The 17,487-nt window shown below is 72.8% G+C and carries 10 protein-coding genes and 2 pseudogenes; 3 read left to right on the top strand and 9 right to left on the bottom strand.

Features of this window, described 5'->3' with window-relative positions; translation table 11 throughout:
- Window positions 1–9: 9 nt before the first annotated feature.
- Genes ACQP0T_RS12375 through ACQP0T_RS12360 form a run of 4 tightly spaced genes read right to left on the bottom strand, consistent with a single transcriptional unit; the run spans window position 10 to window position 6,522 of the window.
- On the bottom strand, window positions 10–1,143 hold the full coding sequence (locus ACQP0T_RS12375) for an acyl-CoA dehydrogenase family protein (RefSeq protein WP_433873123.1): 1,134 nt from the start codon (window positions 1,141–1,143) through the stop codon (window positions 10–12).
- Complete coding sequence (locus tag ACQP0T_RS12370; protein ID WP_433873121.1) at window positions 1,140–1,868, bottom strand: thioesterase II family protein; 729 nt, start codon at window positions 1,866–1,868, stop codon at window positions 1,140–1,142. The genes ACQP0T_RS12375 and ACQP0T_RS12370 overlap by 4 nt, the downstream gene beginning before the upstream one ends.
- The gene (locus tag ACQP0T_RS12365; protein ID WP_433873120.1) at window positions 1,856–3,436 is read right to left on the bottom strand and encodes a GMC family oxidoreductase; all 1,581 of its coding nucleotides are present in this window, start codon (window positions 3,434–3,436) and stop codon (window positions 1,856–1,858) included. The genes ACQP0T_RS12370 and ACQP0T_RS12365 overlap by 13 nt, the downstream gene beginning before the upstream one ends.
- Window positions 3,433–6,522 carry a non-ribosomal peptide synthetase gene (locus ACQP0T_RS12360; RefSeq protein WP_433873118.1) on the bottom strand — a complete coding sequence of 1,030 codons (3,090 nt, stop codon included), beginning with the start codon at window positions 6,520–6,522 and terminating at the stop codon, window positions 3,433–3,435. The genes ACQP0T_RS12365 and ACQP0T_RS12360 overlap by 4 nt, the downstream gene beginning before the upstream one ends.
- Before the next feature lie 312 nt (window positions 6,523–6,834).
- Between ACQP0T_RS12360 and ACQP0T_RS12355 the strand changes: the two genes are divergently transcribed.
- The 3 genes from ACQP0T_RS12355 (at window position 6,835) to ACQP0T_RS12345 (ending at window position 10,753) form a co-directional block, all read left to right on the top strand.
- Complete coding sequence (locus tag ACQP0T_RS12355) at window positions 6,835–8,289, top strand: class I adenylate-forming enzyme family protein (RefSeq protein WP_433873116.1); 1,455 nt, start codon at window positions 6,835–6,837, stop codon at window positions 8,287–8,289.
- Between the two features lie 65 nt (window positions 8,290–8,354).
- Window positions 8,355–9,797, top strand: coding sequence for an MFS transporter (locus ACQP0T_RS12350; protein WP_433873115.1), 1,443 nt, complete (start codon window positions 8,355–8,357; stop codon window positions 9,795–9,797).
- A complete protein-coding gene (locus ACQP0T_RS12345) occupies window positions 9,794–10,753 on the top strand; it encodes a class I SAM-dependent methyltransferase (protein ID WP_433873114.1) in 960 nt (319 codons plus the stop codon). The genes ACQP0T_RS12350 and ACQP0T_RS12345 overlap by 4 nt, the downstream gene beginning before the upstream one ends.
- A 917-nt stretch (window positions 10,754–11,670) precedes the next feature.
- Here ACQP0T_RS12345 and ACQP0T_RS12340 read toward each other — a convergent pair.
- The 5 genes and pseudogenes from ACQP0T_RS12340 to ACQP0T_RS12320 all read right to left on the bottom strand — a co-directional run.
- Window positions 11,671–11,949 (bottom strand): annotated as a pseudogene (locus ACQP0T_RS12340) (trehalase-like domain-containing protein); the annotation flags it as partial.
- Between the two features lie 38 nt (window positions 11,950–11,987).
- Window positions 11,988–12,968, bottom strand: coding sequence for an SDR family oxidoreductase (locus tag ACQP0T_RS12335; protein ID WP_433873113.1), 981 nt, complete (start codon window positions 12,966–12,968; stop codon window positions 11,988–11,990).
- A gap of 441 nt (window positions 12,969–13,409) precedes the next feature.
- Window positions 13,410–14,318, bottom strand: coding sequence for a DMT family transporter (locus ACQP0T_RS12330; RefSeq protein ID WP_433873111.1), 909 nt, complete (start codon window positions 14,316–14,318; stop codon window positions 13,410–13,412).
- A gap of 107 nt (window positions 14,319–14,425) precedes the next feature.
- Complete coding sequence (locus tag ACQP0T_RS12325; RefSeq protein ID WP_433873693.1) at window positions 14,426–15,304, bottom strand: (Fe-S)-binding protein; 879 nt, start codon at window positions 15,302–15,304, stop codon at window positions 14,426–14,428.
- 282 nt (window positions 15,305–15,586) lie between these two features.
- Window positions 15,587–17,310, bottom strand: a pseudogene (locus ACQP0T_RS12320) (FAD-linked oxidase C-terminal domain-containing protein); the annotation flags it as partial.
- Between the last annotated feature and the right edge of the window lie 177 nt (window positions 17,311–17,487).

Raw genomic sequence — 17,487 nt, 5'->3', positions numbered from 1 at the left:
CCTCCGTCCCTAGAGGCCGAGCGAGCGGCCGATGAGCTCCTTCATGACCTCGGTGCTGCCGCCGTAGATGGTCTGGACGCGGCTGTTCAGCCACTCCCGTCCGGCGGGCGAACCATCGAGGTAGCCGTGCCCGCCGTGCAGCTGCAACGCCCGGTCCGCGATCCGCACCTGCAGTTCGGTGGTCCACCACTTCGCCTTCGCCGCATCGGTGACGGTGAGCTGGCCGGCATCGAGGGCGTCGATGCAGTGGTCGACGAAGACACGAGCGATGGTCACTTCGGTGTCGGCGGTGGCGAGCGTGAAGCGGTTGTGCTGCAACGCCCCGATCGGGTTGCCGAACGCGTGCCGCTCGCGTGCGTGCTCGACCGCGCGGGCCAGGGCCAGTTCGGCCGAGGCGAGCGCGACCGCGGCGATGCTCAGGCGCTCCCTGGGCAACCCGCCCATCAGTGCCACCGCCCCGGCCCCTTCCCTGCCGAGCAAGTTCGCCGCCGGCACCCGCGCACCGTCGAATTCGAGCTCGCCGACGTCGCTGGCCCGCCACCCGAGGGTCGGTAGGCGTGCGCCGCGGTGCAGGCCCGGGGTGCCCCGCTCCACGACGAACAGGCTGATCCCGCGCGTGCCCGGCGCGTCGGAGGTGCGGGCGGCGACCACCGCGAGATCGGCGTGCTCGCCGTTGGTGACGAAGGTCTTGGCACCGGTGAGCCGGTAGCAGTCGCCGTCGCGGACCGCGGTGGTGCGGATGCCGGCGAGATCCGACCCGCCGGTCGGCTCGGTCAGCGCGATCGCGGCGACCAGTTCGCCGGTGCACGCCCCGGGCAACCACCGGCGCTTCTGCTCGTCGGTGGTGCGGGCGGTGAGGTAGGAGGCGACCACGTCGTTGTGCGCGACGATCCCGGGGGCGGTCACCCCGGCGCGGACGAGTTCCTCGGAAAGCACGGCGGTTCGGCGGAACCCGGGTTCCCCGCCACCGCCGTGCTCCACCGGGACCCCGGTCCCGAGCAGACCGGCCCGGCCCACCGCCTGCCAGAACGAGCGGTCGACGATGCCCTCGGCCTCCCACCGGTCGTGGAACGGCACCGCGTGCTCGGCCAGCACCGCGCGGCAGTGCGCCCGGAACTCATCGAGCGCGGCCGGGGCGGTCACGGCGCGACCGCCGGGCGCAGGTCGGCCGCGAGCGCGTCGAGCACCGGCGCCGGGTCCTGGACGGCGGCGAAGTGCCCGCCGCGCAGCGTCAGCTCCCGCACCGGGCCGGTGGTGTGCTGCCCCCAGTCGCGCATCGACGCGGCGGGGGCCCATTCGTCGCGGTCGGCGGCGACGATGGTGAGCGGCAGGTCGGTGACCAGCCCGGCGAGGTCGGGGAAAGCGCTGCGCAACCGGTAGTCGTCCCGGAACCGGGCCAGGATCATCGCGGTCACCGGGCCACCGTCGAGCAGTTCGCCGGGGGTGGCGCCGTCGGCGGCGATCCGGTCGCGCAGCGCGGCGTCGTCGAGTCCGGCCGCGCGGTCGGTTCGGCTGTGGTGGGTCGGTGGCAGACCCGCGGAGAGCACGGCCCGATCCGGCCGGGCACCGGTCGCGGCGAGCCGGGCGGCGACGGCGAGCGCGACGACCGCACCGAAGCTGTGCCCGAACACGGCCCAGCGTGCGGGCTTCGCGGCACCGGTGAGGTCGTCGGCGACCCACCGGGCCGAGGAGGCGATCAGGGCGTCGAGCCCGGTCGCGGCCGGTTCGGCGCGGCGCGCGCCGCGGCCCGGTCGATCGACCGCGCGGATGTCGAAGCCGCGCGCGGCGGCCTGGTCGGCCCAGGGCCGGAACACCGTCGTGGTGGCCCCGGCGTGCGGGAAGCAGTAGAGCGGGATCAGGTCGGGCACGGCTGCGCCTCCATCGCGGCGGAGACCCGCTCCGCCAGCATGATCGTCGTCAGGTTGGTGGGGACTCCGGGGATCGCGGGGAACACCGAGGCATCGACGACCCGCAGACCGGGCACGCCGTGCACCCCGCACCACTGGTCGACCACGGTGGTGGGGTCGTCGGCGGGGCCCATTCGGGCGGTGCCGGTCGGGTGCCACCCGGGCGCGGCGAGGTTGCGGACGGCCGCGCGCAGCACCGCGTCCTCGGCGATGGTGCGCTCCGACCAGAACAGGACCTCGTCGATGGCCGGGCGCACGCCCGGCGCGTGCAGCAGTCGCCACGCGGTGCGCACGCCGGCGCTGAGCCGTTCGAGGTCGTCGGCGTGCTCGACGATCGCGAGGTCGATCTGCGGGAGCGCACTCGGGTCCGTACTCGTGATGGCGACCCGGCCTCGGGAACGGGGGCGCATCAGCATCACGGACATGCCGAGCAACCGCGCTCCCCCGGTGCGCCCGGCCAAGGCCGGGATCGTCGCCGGGTCGGTGTGGTGCAGCAGCCCGACCTGGACGTCGACGGTGTCGTCGACCCCACCGGGCAACCTGGCCGCGACGTCGCGCCAGCGCCGCCCGACCGGGGCGGGCTGGTCGGCGGACGCCCGCGCCCACAGCACGACCGAGGCGTGGTCGGTGAGGTTGTTCCCCACGCCGGGCAGGTCCGCGACCACCGGCAGCCCGAGTGCGCGCACGGTCGTGGCGTCCCCGATGCCGGAGCGGAACAGGATCGGCGGGGTGCCCACGGCGCCGGCGCACAGCACCACCTCGCCCGCGACCACCCGTTCCGCCCCGTCCGGTCCGACGAGTTCGACCCCGGTCGCCCGCCCGCGGTCGAACAGCACCCGGTTCACCTGCACCCCGGTGCGCAGCGCGAAACCCGGCCGACCGCGCGCACCGGCGAGGAACGCCGCGGCGGCATCGACCCGGCGCGCGTCCGCGACGGTGGCGGGGACGCGCCCGGCAGCGTGCTCGGTGCCATCGTTGAGGTCGTCGCGCACCGGGACCCCGATGCCGGCGCAGGCGATGAGGAAGGCATCGTCGACCGCCGCGACCTCTTCCGATGCCGGACGGGTGACCGGCATCGGGCCGGTGCGGCCATGTCCCGGCCCGCTCGCGTCGCGGTCTGCCTCGATCGCGTTGAACCACGGCAGGACGTCGTGCCACGCCCACTCCGGGTTCCCCGCCGCCGCCCAGGCGTCGACATCGGCGGGCAGCGCCCGCAAGCCGACGGCACCGTTCACCGCGGAGGACCCGCCGACCCCCTTCCCGAGCCGGTAGGGGAAGCGGCACCAGCGCGCCCGGTCCCCCGCCGTCGCACGCGCGGCCGGGGTCCGGAGGTTCGCCTCGTACGCCCAGTTGTGGCCTTCGAGCACGAGCCGCCCGGGGTCGGCGAGCGGGTGCGACGCCGGCATACCGGCGGGCTGGTCGGTGCCCGCCTCGAGCAGCAGCACCCGGTGTCCCCGCTCGGCGAGCCGCCCCGCGACCACGCATCCGGCCGAGCCCGCTCCGACGACGACCTGGTCCCAGACGTTCACCGTCGCGCTCCGGCGGCCTCGGCGACGATCCCGGCCACCGTCGCCACATCGGCGTTGGTGAACAGCGCCTCGACCAGGTCCTGCTCCGTACCCGGGCCGATGCCGAAGCGTTCGCGCACCTCGCGCAGGATCGCGACGGCGTGCAGCGAGTCGCCTCCGACGTCGAAGAACCCGTCGGCGGCCCCGAATTCGTCGTGCCCGAGCCCGGCGGCCCAGATCGCGAGCAGCTCCCGCTGGACCGGATCGTCGGGAGCGACCGCCGGCCCCGGCTCGTCGTCCGCCGCCCACGGCAGCGGCAGCGCCGCGTGATCGATCTTGCCGTTGACGGTGAGCGGCAGCGCCGCCAACGGCAGCACGTGGCTGGGCACCATGTAGGGGGGCAGCTCCCCGGCAGCGGCCGCGCGCACCGCCGTCGGATCCGCCGCAGCCGGGTCGTCCACGACGAGATGTGCGACGACCTGCCGATGGCCGGTTCGCGGGTGGGCCGGTGCCGCCACGACCACCTGCCGCACCTCCGGCAGCCGGGCCAGCACCGTCTCGATCTCACCGAGCTCCACCCGGAACCCGTTGATCTTCACCTGGTGGTCCTCCCGGCCGAGGATTTCGATGTCCCCACCGGGCCGGAACCGCCCGAGGTCGCCCGTCCGGTAGCGGCGGGCACCGGTGCGCGGGTCGGTGACGAAGCGTTCCGCGGTGCGCTCCGGGTCGGCCCAGTAACCGGCCGCGACGCCGGTCCCGCCGATGTGGATCTCGCCGACCGCCCAGGTCGGGCGGGGATCGCCCCAGCGGTCCAGCACGTGCATCGTCTGGTTCGCCAGCGCCTTGCCGTACGGGATGCTGGTCCAGTCCGGATCGACCTGGCCGACCCGGTGGTGGATCGACCAGATCGATCCCTCGGTGGCGCCGCCCAGGCTCACCACGTCCACGCCGGGGACCGCGGCGCGCAACGCATCCGGCAGGTCGAGCGGAATCCAATCGCCGCTCATCATGACCAGCCGCAGCGATGCCGCCCGCGGCTCGCTCGGACGCAGGGTGTCCGCCCAGATCCGCACCGGCGCGGGGACGCTGTTCCAGATCGTCACCCGGTGCCGCTGCACGAGCTCGCTCCAGTGGTCCGGGTCGGCACCCCGGGCCCCATCCGGTACGACGAGGGCACCGCCCGCCCCGAGCACGCCGAACACGTCGTAGACCGACAGGTCGAAGCCCGCCGGGGCGAGCGCGAGCGCGCGATCGGTGGGACCGACGCCGAACCGGGCATTGACGTCCTGGACCGTGTTGGCCGCCATCCGGTGGTTGATCATGACGCCTTTCGGCTCCCCGGTGGAGCCGGACGTGAAGATCACGTAGGCGAGGTCGTCGACGCCTTGCGGGCTCTCCGGCGCGGTCGGGTCGGCCGCACCCACCTCCGGGGCATCCGTGGTGATCAGGACCACGTCGTCCGGTTGTTCCCCGACCGCGTCCGGTTCCGCGATGACGACCGGAACACCGCAACGGCGCATCAGGGCATGCCGTCGGTTCCGGGGCAGCTCGGGATCGACGGCGACGTAGGCCCCGCCCGCGTGCAGCACGCCGAGCAAGGCTGCGATCAGCCCGGCGCCCGGCCGCAGCGACACCGCGACCAGCGCGCCGGGAGCGAGGTCGGTGACCGCCTGGATCCGCCGACCGATCCGGTGCGCGAGCGCGGTGAGCTCGGCGAAGGTGGTGCTGCCGGTCACGTCGATCACAGCGGTGGCATCGGGGTCGCGTACCGCCGCAGCACCGACGAGATCGTGCAACCGGGCGGGCGGAATGGGGGCGGCGGTCGCGTTGGCCGCTTCCTGCTCCGCGGCGTGCGCGGTGGGGAGCGGCACCGCTGATCCTGGCCGGTCCCACGCGTCGGTCCCGGTCGCGAGCTGCTCCAGCAGCTCGACGTGCGCGGCGGCCATCGCTTCGACCACGCCGTCGGGCATCGATCCCGTGGCCGCGTTCCACACGAGCAGTAGGCCGCCCGCGTGGTCGAACACCTGCTGTTCCAACCGCACTTGCGGAGTGCGGGTTCCGATGGTCACCGGTCGGCCGAACGCCGACAGCGGGTCCTCGCCGCGAGTGCGGGCATCGGTGAACACCACCGGTGCGGTCGGCCGGTTCCCGGTGCGACGACCGAGCTCGCGCAGCACCCGGACCCCGGAGAACACCCGGTGCTCGTGGTCGGCGCGCAGCGTGGCCCCGAGCGCGGCGGTCCGCTCGGCGAACGTGCTGCCCGGCTCGGCTGCGACCGCCAACAGTGACGGCGTGGCCAGGTTTCCGACCCCGGCCTCCGGCGTCATCGCGAGGCGCCCGGTCACGGTCAGCAGGAAATTCGGCTCTTTCGCCCAGGTGCGCAGCACCTCGGCGCAGGCGGCGACGAGCACGTCGCCGGGCTCCAGGCCGCGTTCGCCCGCGGCGCTGCGCACCGCCGCCCAGGTGCGGGCGTCGACGGTGGCGCGGTGGTGGTCGGTGCCCGCCTCCTGCGCGGGTGAGCCCGCCAGCGGCAGCTCGGGGAAAGCCGGGAACTCGTCCGAGCGGGCCGTCCAATAGCGTTCCGCGGCCTCGAGATCGCCGGGGGCGCCGGCGCGCACGGCCTCCGCGAAGCTCGGCGCCGGACCGTCGTCGCTCGCGCCGTCGTACCGCCTGCGCCATTCGGCGAGCAGCGCGAGGGTTCCCGGCACGTCGAGGACGAGCAGGTCGGCGCCGATCAACAGGTGCGGGCCGGCCGAACCACCGAGGACCAGCACGGCGTCCAACGGCGGTCCACCCGCGGTGCCACCGCGAACCTCCTCGAGCAGCCGGTCGGCCTCGGGAGTCCCCGCCTGCACGGCGCGCAAGCGGGCCCGCACCGCATCCGGAACCACTCGCTGCGTCCTGGTGTCGGCATCTACGACGGTGGCCGCGGCATCGTGCCGGGCGGCGGTGGCCTGCAGCGCGGCCTCGAGCCGATCGCCATCACCGGGGGCTCCGTCGTAGCCGACGACGAACCGGGCGGGGCTTCCGCCGAGTTCAACGCCGGAACGGGTTCCGAACAAGTACGAGATCTGCACATCGGTCAACGCGAATCCGTCCTGCGCCATCGCAGGAACAGCACGCATCGACTTTTCGGAGACAGTGGACTTCACTGTGAATCCCCCAACGATTCGGAATCGCGGATTCTGCGGACCACAGTGGATGCTGCGCATCGCGATGGGCCCGAGGAGCAGCGACATAGTAGGCATACCGGATCGTCACCCACAAGGATGGAATTGCGCCTTTTTTAAACCACGATCAGATGCACATTTCAAAATATATCAATAGTCGCGCCGGTTGCATTTTCGACGGTTCTGGACCACATTTCCGATGCGGCCGCGCCGGCGGCGCCTCGCCCATCTCGCTGCGAACGGAATCCCATGTCCTTCCGCACCCGACTGTCCGCGCTGCTGGGCACCGCCCGCGGTGACGTTCCGGTTCTGATCTCCGACGACCACTCCGTGACGTGGGACGACCTGCGCACCAGCACCCGGGCGCTGGACGAGCGGCTGACCCCGCTCGGTGCCGGCCCCGGCACCCGCGTCGGCCTGGCCTTGGCCAACCGGACCGGAACGATCGCCGCGCTGCTCGCGCTCCTGGCGACGGAGCGGTTACCCGTCCTGCTGGACCCGATGCATCCCACCGCCGGGATGCACGACGGCGAAGGGCGCCCGCGCGCGGCGCTGGTGATCACCACGACCGGCATGCCACATCCCGGTGCCAGGACGATCACGGTCGACCACGACGGCCGCCCCCTCGCGGACCCGGCGCCGGACCTGTCCGGCCCCGTCGCCGAAGTCGCCGCGCCGAACACCGCGCTGGAACTGGTCACCTCCGGCACGACCGGCCCACCCCGCCCGGTCGCGATCACCACCGAGCAACTCGACGCGACGATGGGCCCCACCCCGGAAACGAGTCCGGAACCGGGGCGAGCACCATCGCTGCTGGCCGCACCCGCGTCCCACGTCAGTGGACTGTGGACGGTGCTCGGCGCCGTCCACGCCGCACGCGCGCTCGTCCTGCTCCCTCGATTCGCCGCCGAACCGTGGGCGCGGGCCGTGCACCACCACCGGGTGCGGGTCGCGTTCCTCGTCCCGGCAGCCCTGCACGCGGTGCTGGACGCGGACATCGACCCGGCGCTGCTCGATCCCCTGGAGCTGGTCACCACGGGCGCGAGCCCGTGCCCCCCGGAATTGGCCGCCCGCTTCCAGGACCGGTTCGGCGTCCGGGTGCTGCCGACCTACGGCGCGACGGAGTTCGCCGGGGCGGTGGCGGGCTGGTCCCGGGCGCTGCACGAGCGGTGGTGGCCGGACAAGGCCGGCAGTTGCGGTCGCGCGCTTCCGGGCGTCGCGCTGCGGACGACCGCGCCCGACGGAACGGTGCTGCCACCCGGCGTGCCCGGCCGGCTGGAGGTGCGGGGAGCGCGCACGGGCTCCGCGCCGACCCGCTGGGTGCGGACCGCGGACCTCGCCAGCCTCGATGCCGACGGCTTCCTCGTGATCCACGGCCGAGCCGACGGGGCGGTCCTGCGCGGCGGGTTCACGGTGCTGCCCGAGGACGTCGCCCGGGTCCTGGAACGGCATCCCTCGGTCCGCGAGGCGGCGGTGACCGGGCTCCCCGACGAGCGGCTCGGCGAAGTGCCGGTCGCCGCTGTGCTGGCCGAACCGGCGGGCCCGCCGCCGGACCCGAGCGAGCTCCAGGCGCACTGCCGCGCCCGGCTGAGCCCGGTCGAGGTGCCGGTCCGGATCGTCGTCCTGGACTCCTTGCCGCGGACGGCATCGGCCAAGGTGGATCACCGGGCGCTCCGGGCCGACCTGACCAACCTCGCCGACTAATGAAAATAGTTGTCACTTTCAGCTAAGCTCGCACCGGCCGTTGTCCCCGACCCGGAGGTGTCCCCGTGCCGACCGCCGGTACCCGCTCCCGCTGGACACTCGTGGTGGTGCTCACCGCGGTGTTCGTCGACCTGCTCGACGCCAGCATCGCCTCGGTGGCGTTGCCCGCCATCCGCTCCGACCTCGGAGCTTCCGAAGCGGACCTGCAGTGGTTCGTCGCCGCCTACGTCCTCGGCCTCGGAGCCGGGCTGATCACCGGCGGCCGCCTCGGCGACCGCTACGGACGCCGCCGGCTGCTGCTGTTCGGCATGGGCGCGTTCGTCGTCTTCTCGATCGCCTGCGCGCTGGCCACCAGCCCGGCAGCCCTGATCGCGGCACGCGCCCTGCAGGGCATCGCGGCGGCGGCGATGGTGCCGCAGGTGCTCGCGATCATCCGCTCCGACTTCGAGGGTCCCGCTCTGGCCCGCGCCTTCGGCGCCTACGGCGCGACGGTCGGGCTCGCCTCCGTCGCGGGTCCCCTGTTCGGCGGCATCCTGGTCGACGCCGACCTGGCCGGTCTGGGCTGGCGGGCCATCTTCTGGATCAACGTCCCCATCGGGCTCGCGGCGATCGCCGCCGGACTCGCCGTCATCCCCGAGTCGCGGGAACGCCACGCCCGCGGCCTCGATCTGCCGGGGGCCCTGCTCGGTGCCGCGACCGTGCTGCTCCTGCTGTTCCCGCTCGTCCGAGGCCGCGAACTGGGATGGCCGGGCTGGTTGCTCATTCCGGTTGCCGCCGCGGTGGTGACGGGCGCGGTGTTCGCGCGGTGGCAGCGCCGGACCGCCGCCGCCGGGGGCGACCCGCTGGTCGAGCCGTCCCTGCTGCGCGACCGCGGCTTCATCGCCGGCCTGGGCACCGCCTTCCTCTTCTTCGGCGGGATCGGGGCGTTCTTCCTGGTCCTGGTGATCTACCTGCAACTGGGCACCGGGCGGTCCGCGCTCGACTCGGGGCTCCTGCTCGTGCCCTACGCGCTCGGCTCCGCGATCACCTCGGTGCTCGCGGTGCGGGTCCGGCCGATCGCCGGGCGCGGTCAGCTCGCGACCGGGGCCCTGCTGCTGGCCGCGTCGAACCTGCTGCTGCTCACCGTGGTCGCGGTCGTACCGGTGCCGGCGTGGTGGGCGCTCGCCGGTCCGCTGGCGCTCGGCGGGGTCGGGCTCGGCCTCACCGCACCGCCGCTGACCGGTGTGGTGCTGGCCGGGATCGAACCGCGCACGGCGGGCGTGGCAGCCGGGGCGCTGAACACCGTGATCCAGGTCGGGTCCGCCGCCGGTATCGCGGTGTTCGGCACGATCTTCTTCGCCACCGCCGAATCCGGCGGCACGACAGGAGCCTGGCGGGAAGCGCTCCTCGCGACCCTGCCTTGGACCGCGCTCGCCTACGCCTTGGCCGCAGCACTCATCGGCCTGCTCCCCCGCCCGTCACCCGCAACGCCGAAGACCGATGCCGACCACCACGCGGAGCTCTCGTGAACCCAGACCCCACCACCCCAGGCACCACCACGCTGCGCGGCCACTCCATGATGGCCGAACCCGGCCACGCCACCGACTGGCGCCATCTGCTCGCCCACGAAGCCGCCGTCGAAAGCGGGCTGTACGACGCCCTTCCCGGGACGGCCGCCGAGGTGGCGGAGCGGGCCGGCTTGGGTCTCGACGCGACCCGGGCCGTGCTCGGCCTGCTGGTGGTGGCCGGCTACGCCACCGCCACCGGCACGCGATTCGAACGGGTGCCCCAGGACCCCGAAGCGGAGGCCCTGCTGGTCACCCAAGCCCGCGCACTGCGCCGCTGGTCCCAAGTGCTCGGCCCACGCCTGCGCTCCCGCACCGCCGGACCGGAGGCTGCTCGGCCACCGGCTCCGCTCCGGCTGGACACCCTGGCCGCCGTCGCACGTCCGGTCGTCGGGCCGGTGGTGCGCGCCTGTCTGAACCGGTTGCCCGCGGGCTCCCGGGTCCTCGACCTGGGCGGCGGCCACGGGGCGTTCGCCCGCGGGTTCGCCGCCCAGGACGTTCCCGTGGTCCTGCAGGACCTGCCGGCGGTCGTCGACCGCGTCGGTCCGGGACTCGCCGCCGACGGCGTCCAGGTCCACGCCGGTGATCTGCACGAAGACCTCGCGCCTGGTCCGTTCGGTGTGGTGCTGCTCTCGACCGTGACGAACATGTTCAACGCCCGGCTCAACCGCGACCTGCTCGCCGGGGTGCACGACATCCTGGTCCCGGGCGGGTCCATCGCGATCGTGAGCTACCTGCGCGGACGCACCCCGATCGCGGACGCGTTCGCGGTCCAGATGCTCTGCTTCTCCGATGGCGGCGATGCCCACGACGAAGACGTGTACCGGACCTGGCTGGGAACCGCGGGCTTCACCGACATCGAGGTCAACGACCTCCGGGAACCACCGCAATCCATCGTCGTGGCCACCCGCAGCGGCTGAACCCGGGGCGCATTCCCCGAGCCGGCGCCTCGCCGCTGCTCGTCGAACCTGAGCCTTCGCCGGCCGTCCGGCCATCGGCCTCGCACCGACCGGGACACTGCCACGTCGAACCGATGGGTGTCGTAGTGGACCCTTGCGGACGCATCCGGCGCGCCGGATCCAGCCATCGTGCGGACGACCACCAGTGCCTTCCTCCCCCCTCGCCTGCCACGAGCGTGGATCGGAGGCGAACGGCGGTAACCGGGCACGGAGACGAGCCGGTGCAGCTCCGCCGGAGCGGGTGCCCCCGAAAGCGTGTAGAGCGGTCGCACGTCGGGCGCGGTGCTGCCCATCGCACCCAGCAGCCACGACAGGGTGGCATGCACCTCTTCCTCGAGCCCGATGCGTTCCATCACGTCGAGCGCGAAGGAGGCGTCGCGCACCCATCCGAACCGGTAGTCGAAGTTGAGCTCGCCCCCGAGCCGCTCGGGCAGGGAGGTCGTCAGCCCGGAGCTGAGAACGCGCTCGGGCAGTACTGTGAGCCCTTTGAGCAGCAGCGCGCTGTGCCGCACCGCCTCCGCGTGCGGCCCCGCGTAACGGATGCCGCCGCACCAGCGCCGCCAGTGGTCGATCGTGCCGTCCAGGCGAGCCCGTACGGCGGTGGCGTCCGGCATCCACAACAGGTCCTCAGCGGCGACGATGCCGAGCAGCCGGCTTTCTCCGCCGCTGATGGTGACCTCGCCGCCGACCGCGCTCCCGTCGAGCAGGTCCGGTGCCATCCCGTCCTCGACGACCACGAGTCGTGCGGCTCGGACGTCGATTCGTGGCCGGCCTCGGTACCAGTGGGCGCGGGGGGAGGCTCCGGCGAGCTGGTGCCCCGGCCGCAGGGACCACCGCACCGGTACCTGCCCGGTCAGGCCGTCGACCCGCCGGGCCAGCTCGACCCAGGGCAGTGGGCCTTCGGCTCCTCGGTTCAGCGAGTCGGTCACCACGATCGTCCCGCTCGGGCAGGAGAAGGTCGTTTCGAGCACCAAGGTGCCGGGCAGGTAGCGCTGGCTGGCGGTGTGGGCGACGGTCGGTCGCAGCACGATCGCGCCACCTGCTGCCGGGTCCAGCACGGCGGCGCAGATCGGTGGGGAATCCAGCCGCGGGGTGGCGAGCCAGTCGATCGCGCCGTCTGCGGCCACGAGCGCCCCGGTGTGACCGTCACCGAGCATCCCGTAGTAGCCCAACGGGGCGTAGCCGTCGGTCCGCTTCATCGTCCACGCCGCACCCGGGCGGAGACCGCGCCTGCGACTGCCGCGCAGCCCAGTCCGGTCAGGAGTACCCGCCGGTGCATCGACAACCAGGACTGCGGATCTCGGCGGTGTTGCCGGTCGGTGAACGGCCCCTCGGCGCCGGCATCGACGGTTTCGTCGGCGCAGACGAACACGTTGGGCCCCGAACGCGGCGTCCGTTGGCTGGTCTGCTGGGACGGCACTCCGGAACGGGCGAGGTAGCGGTCGAGCAGCTTCGGTGCCAGCCGCTCGCCGAGGACCGTGTAGACGGTGGAGATCCCGACCCACATGTTGCGCCTCGGGTGCTCAGCGAGGAACCGAACGGCGCGCGCGGCCACCTCGGGGGCGAAGATCGGCGGTAGCGGCATGGGGTTGCCGGGCATCCGGTTGAGGTTCCAGCTGAATTGCGGGGTGTTGAGCGCCGGTAGCTGGATGGTGCACAACCGCACCCCGCTCCGCTCATGGGCGAGCTCGGCGACGACCGACTCCGTGAAGCCCTTCACCGCGTGCTTGGCGCCGCAGTAGGCGGCCTGCAGCGGGATCGACCGGTATGCCATGGCCGACCCGACGTTGATGATGACCCCGCGATCGCGCGGGCGCATGCGCTGCAAGGCGACCCGGCAGCCGTGCACCTGCCCGTAGTAGGTGACCTCGGTGATCCGGCGGTACTCGGCACTCGCAGTATCCCAGAAGAACGCCAGCGCGCCGACGAACGCGGTGTTCACCCACACGGCGATCTCGCCGAGCTCGCCCTCGACGATCTCGGCCGCCCGCTCGACCGCGTCCTCGTCTGCGACATCGGTGGGCACCGCCAACGCGCGGCGACCGGCGCGGCGCACCTCCTCGACGGCACCGTCCAGCCCAGCGCGGCCCCGGGCCAGCACCGCCACGTCGTAGCCGCTCCGCGCGAACTCGCGCACGATCGCGCGGCCCACCCCGGCCGAACCTCCCGTGATCACCGCGACTCCCGACCGTTCTGCCATCGTCACCGCCCCGCTGCCCGTTCCGGTGCCGGTTCATCATCTGCCGTTGCGTCGCCACCCGCAGAGCGATCCCGCGCCGACGGGACCGGCCAGGCACGGGAAGCGACCCGCGCCGGATGCGCGGCCTCGACGGCGCCCACCGGGCATCCGGGGGCCTCCCGGCGAATGCTGGTGCACGTCCGCGCGCCGCCGCACGCGCTGCCAGCCCGTACCCCGGCATGACCGGGAGCCGTCGAGCGGAGTCCTTTGGTCTCGCCAAGACGTCGTCGATCCGGCGAGGAGGAGTGCGGTGTGGTCCGGTGGCCTCGGGGTGCCGTGAGCAGCTGCCCGATCGCTCGCCCGGGCGCTGATCACCGGCGAACGGCCTTCGTCGCTCGACGACCCGCTCCGGCCGTGATCGCCTCGCACCCGGTGGGCTCACGTGGCCTTCCTCCCGGTGCGGCGGGTCCGTCCCTTCCGCTCCGCCGAGCCCCGGCCGGTGGCGGGCCCTTCGCCCGTGGTCGCGTCCGGATCGAGCAGGTCGGAACGGGCGAGCAGGATGGTCCCGGCGACGATGCACAGCGCCCCGGCGACGCTGCCGATCACGAACCAGCCCCCGCGGCCCTGTTCGCCGAATACGGCCAAGCCCCAGACCACCGACACCAGGGGATTCATCAGCGTGAACCCCGGCTGGGAGGCGACGAGCTGGCCGGCCTGCAACGCGTTCTGCAGCAGGAAGAACGAGATCGGTCCCAGCACCGCGACGCCGTAGGTCTGCCAGGTCGTGAGCAGCTCCCCGCCCCGGGCGACGGCGGCGCCGACACCGGCGATCAGCGCGGAGTTCAGGCCGAACGTGGCCCCGGTGGCGATGCCGAGCAGCGCAGCCCGGTGCTCGCGCTTGCCGCGGTAGCCCAGCACCACCAGTACCGCGATCGCCGCGGCACTGACCCCGATGCCGAGCGCCCACGCGCCGAGCGACACCCGGGCGGCGTCACCCCCCGACGGCGCGAGGGTCGCGATGAACGCCGCCAGGCCCACCGACTGCAGCCCGATCGCCCACCGATCGCGAGCCGGCAGTCTCCCCCCGAAGACCCACGAAGCGAGGAGCAGCGTGAACGGCAACTCGGTCACCAGCAGCGGTTGCACGAGCGCGATCCGGGAGACCGAGATCGACACGGCGTGCAGCAGGAACCCCACGATCATCGTGCTGATCCCCAGGAACCAGACCGGGCGGCGAGCCAGGTCGGTGAACATCCGCCAGGAGAACCCGGCCGAGGCGGGTTCGGCCTTCGTAGCGTAGCGCTGCAGCACCGAAGCCGTCGCGTTCAACAACGCTGCCACCAGCATGAGGCCAACACCGAGCATCACTCACCGCTACCCGTCCGCCCCGGACGCCACAACTCGGGACCGGGCTCGGGATGTCGACCTGGCGAGCGGGAGCACGTGGCCGTGCGTCACGGTCGTGGCCGCTGCCAGCAGAGCCGGCCGACCGCACTGATCAGTCCTAGTGCCGCGAGCGGGGCCGCGACCCTGGCGATCCGCCGGGCACGGGACGGTGCGGGCCGGTCCGGACCCGCCTCGGTGCGCGTGCGCATCACTTCGGCGAGGTGCCTGGCGTGGCGGCCGGTGCCCGCATCGTGGATCTGGGTCTTGCAGGAGAACCCGTTGGCCACGACGGACACGTCCTCGGCCGCTCGCCGCACGGCGGGCAGGATCGCCTCTTCCCCGCAATCCATCGAGATCCGGTGCTTGCCCGCCTCGAAACCCCACGATCCGGCGAGGCCGCAGCAACCGCCGCTGACCGGGTCCACGGACAGGCCCATCCGGGTGAGCAGTCGCTCGTCCGCTTCGACGCCGCCGGTGGCGCGCTGGTGGCAGTGCCCCCAGAGCAGGGCCTTCCCGCTCAGCTCCGGCACGGGGAGACCGAACTGTTCGAAGAACTCCGCGAAGTGGTAAGAGTTGCGCACCAGCCGCCGGGCGTCGTCGTCGTGCGGCAGCACTCGCGGCAGCTCGTCCTTGAACACCGCCAGGCAGCTCGGTTCCATCCCGACGATCGGGGTGTCCGACCGGACGTGCTCGCGCAGCACGTCGATCACGCGGCGCAGGTAGCGCTCGGCGGCGTCGAGGAATCCGTAGTCGTAGAGCGGTCGTCCGCAGCACAGGTGCCCCTGGGGCAGGATGACCTGCCATCCAGCCTCCTCGATCGCCTCCACGCAGGCCACACCGACCTCGGTGTGCAGGTGGTTGTTGAACGTGTCCGGGAACAGCACGACCGGCCTGCCGTGCGGATTGGTGGTGCCACCGCGCCTGCGGTACCACTCCTGCAACGTCATGGGCGCGAACCGCGGGAGCGGCCGACGGCGGTCGATCCCGGCGATCAGCTTCGCCACGCCCGCGAGCCCGGGGGTCTGCGTGGCGACGTTGACGAACTCGGGGAAGCGGGAAGCGATCCGGGCGGCCTGGTCGATGAACCCGAACGCGTAGGCGTACCGGGGGCGCCAGCGCCGCCAGGACCGGTAGTGGTGGTACCGGAACTCGGCCTTGTAGGTCGGCATGTCCACCTGGACCGGGCAGTCGCTCGTGCAACCCTTGCACGCCAGGCACAATTCGAGCCCCTCGGCGACCTCGCGGGATTGCCAGCCATCGGTGATCACCTCGCCCCGCAACATCTCGAACAGCAGCCGGGAGCGACCGCGGGTGGAATGCTTCTCCTCCCGGGTGACCTGGTAGCTCGGGCACATCGTGGGAGCACCGTGGGGGTTGCGGCACTTGCCGATGCCCACGCAGCGCAGCGTCGAATGCGCGAAGTCGCCGTCCTCCTCGGGATAGGCGAGCTTCGTCCGCGGACGCGCGGGGTTGAAATCGGTACCGAGCCGCAGGTCCTCGTCCATCCGGTAGGCGTCGACGACCTTGCCGGGGTTCATCTTCCCGTCCGGGTCCCAGATCGCCTTGAACTCCCGCATCGCCTGCAGCAACGTGGGCCCGTACTGCTTGTCCAGCAGTTCGCCGCGCTGCTGCCCGTCGCCGTGCTCGCCGGAGAGCGTGCCCCCGAACGAGACCACCAGGTCGGCCGCTTCGGACATGAACCTGCGGTAGTCCGCGATGCCCTCGGAGGTGCGCAGGTCGAAATTCATCCGGGAGTGCAGGCATCCCTCCCCGAAGTGCCCGTAGATGGCGCCGCGGACGCCGTGGCGGGCCATCAACGCCTGGAGCTCGGTGAGGTAGCTGCCCAGCTCGCCCGGAGGGACCGCCGAATCTTCCCAACCCGGCCAGTTGTCCTCGTCGCGAGCGAAGGCGGTCGAGCCCAGGCCTCCCTCGCGGATCTTCCAGATGTCCCCGCTGTGGCCGCCTTCCTGCGCGCTTTTGACCACGGCGATGTGGTCGCGCCGATGTCCTCTGGTCTCCGTCAGCCACCGCGAGAACTCGTGGGCGCGGGAGGTCGACTCCGCGCTGTCGTCCGCGCCGAACTGCACCAGCAACCACGCACCGGGTTCGGTGCCGGGCAGTTCGGCCAGCTCGGTGATGTGCTTGCCCTGCTGGCGCTGGTCCCGGACCAGTTCCTCATCGAGCGCCTCGAGCGCGATCGGGCGCCACCGCTCGACGATCTCCGCGACGTGCTCGGCCGCTTCGACGAGGGTGGCGTACTCCACGACGACCAGGGTGCGCTGCAACAAGGCGGGGGTCAGCAGCAGTTGCGCCTGCAGGGCCGTCACGCACGTGCTTTCGGTGCCCACCAGGGCACGTGCGACGTTGAACCCCTTTTCCGGCAACAGCTCGTCCAGGTTGTAGCCCGACACCCGCCGCGGGAGCTGCTCCACGGGCGGGTAACCGGCGCGGATCTGCTCGGCGTAGCGATCGCGCAGCGCACGCAGTTGCGCGTAGATCTCCCCCTTGCGGCCGCCGGCGGCGATGATCGAGTCGAGCTCGTCCTCCTCGTCGACGCCCACCCAGAACCGCTCCCCGTCGTAGGTGACGACCTCCAAGGCCTGCACGTTGTCCGACGTCCGCGGTCCCGGCCCGTACAGGTGGGACTGCACCGAGTGCACGCCGCAGGAGTTGTTGCCGATGTTCCCGCCGATCACGCAGCGGGAATGCGTCGAGGGGTCGGGGCCGAACACCAGGTCGTGCTCGCCGGTGCGGCGGTTCAGTTCCTCGTTGATGACCCCGGGTTCGCACGTGACCGTCCGCCCCCGACGTCGATCTCGCCGATGCTGGTGAGGTACTTGGAGTGGTCGATCACGACGGCGTAGTTCACCGTCTCGCCGGACAGGCTGGTCCCGCCGCCGCGGTTGAGCACGGGAGCACCGAACCCGTGGCAGATCCGGTGGGTGGCGACCACGTCCTCGAGGGTTTTCGGCACCACGACCCCGATGGGCACCTGGCGGAAGTTCGAGGCGTCGTTCGCGTACAACGCCAGCGAACCCGGGTCGAACCGCACTTCGCCGGCGACCGCGGAGCGCAGCGCCTTCCGCAGCCTCCTAGCGTCGACGGTGACCCGGTCCCGCGGTGGGCCACC

It is taken from the genome of Saccharopolyspora sp. CA-218241, assembly GCF_050954615.1.
Classification (GTDB): Bacteria; Actinomycetota; Actinomycetes; order Mycobacteriales; family Pseudonocardiaceae; genus Saccharopolyspora; species Saccharopolyspora cebuensis.
The sequence above is the reverse complement of the archived record's forward strand: the minus strand, read 5'-3'. Positions and strand labels throughout refer to the sequence as shown.

What these genes read in the sequence shown, in the direction of transcription:
- ACQP0T_RS12325 (WP_433873693.1), bottom strand. Translation starts at nt 15,304, where the DNA reads ATGACGTTGCAGGAGTGGTACCGCAGGCGCGGTGGCACCACCAATCCG.
- ACQP0T_RS12330 (WP_433873111.1), bottom strand. Translation starts at nt 14,318, where the DNA reads ATGCTGGTGGCAGCGTTGTTGAACGCGACGGCTTCGGTGCTGCAGCGC.
- ACQP0T_RS12355 (WP_433873116.1), top strand. Translation starts at nt 6,835, where the DNA reads ATGTCCTTCCGCACCCGACTGTCCGCGCTGCTGGGCACCGCCCGCGGT.
- ACQP0T_RS12360 (WP_433873118.1), bottom strand. Translation starts at nt 6,522, where the DNA reads ATGGCGCAGGACGGATTCGCGTTGACCGATGTGCAGATCTCGTACTTG.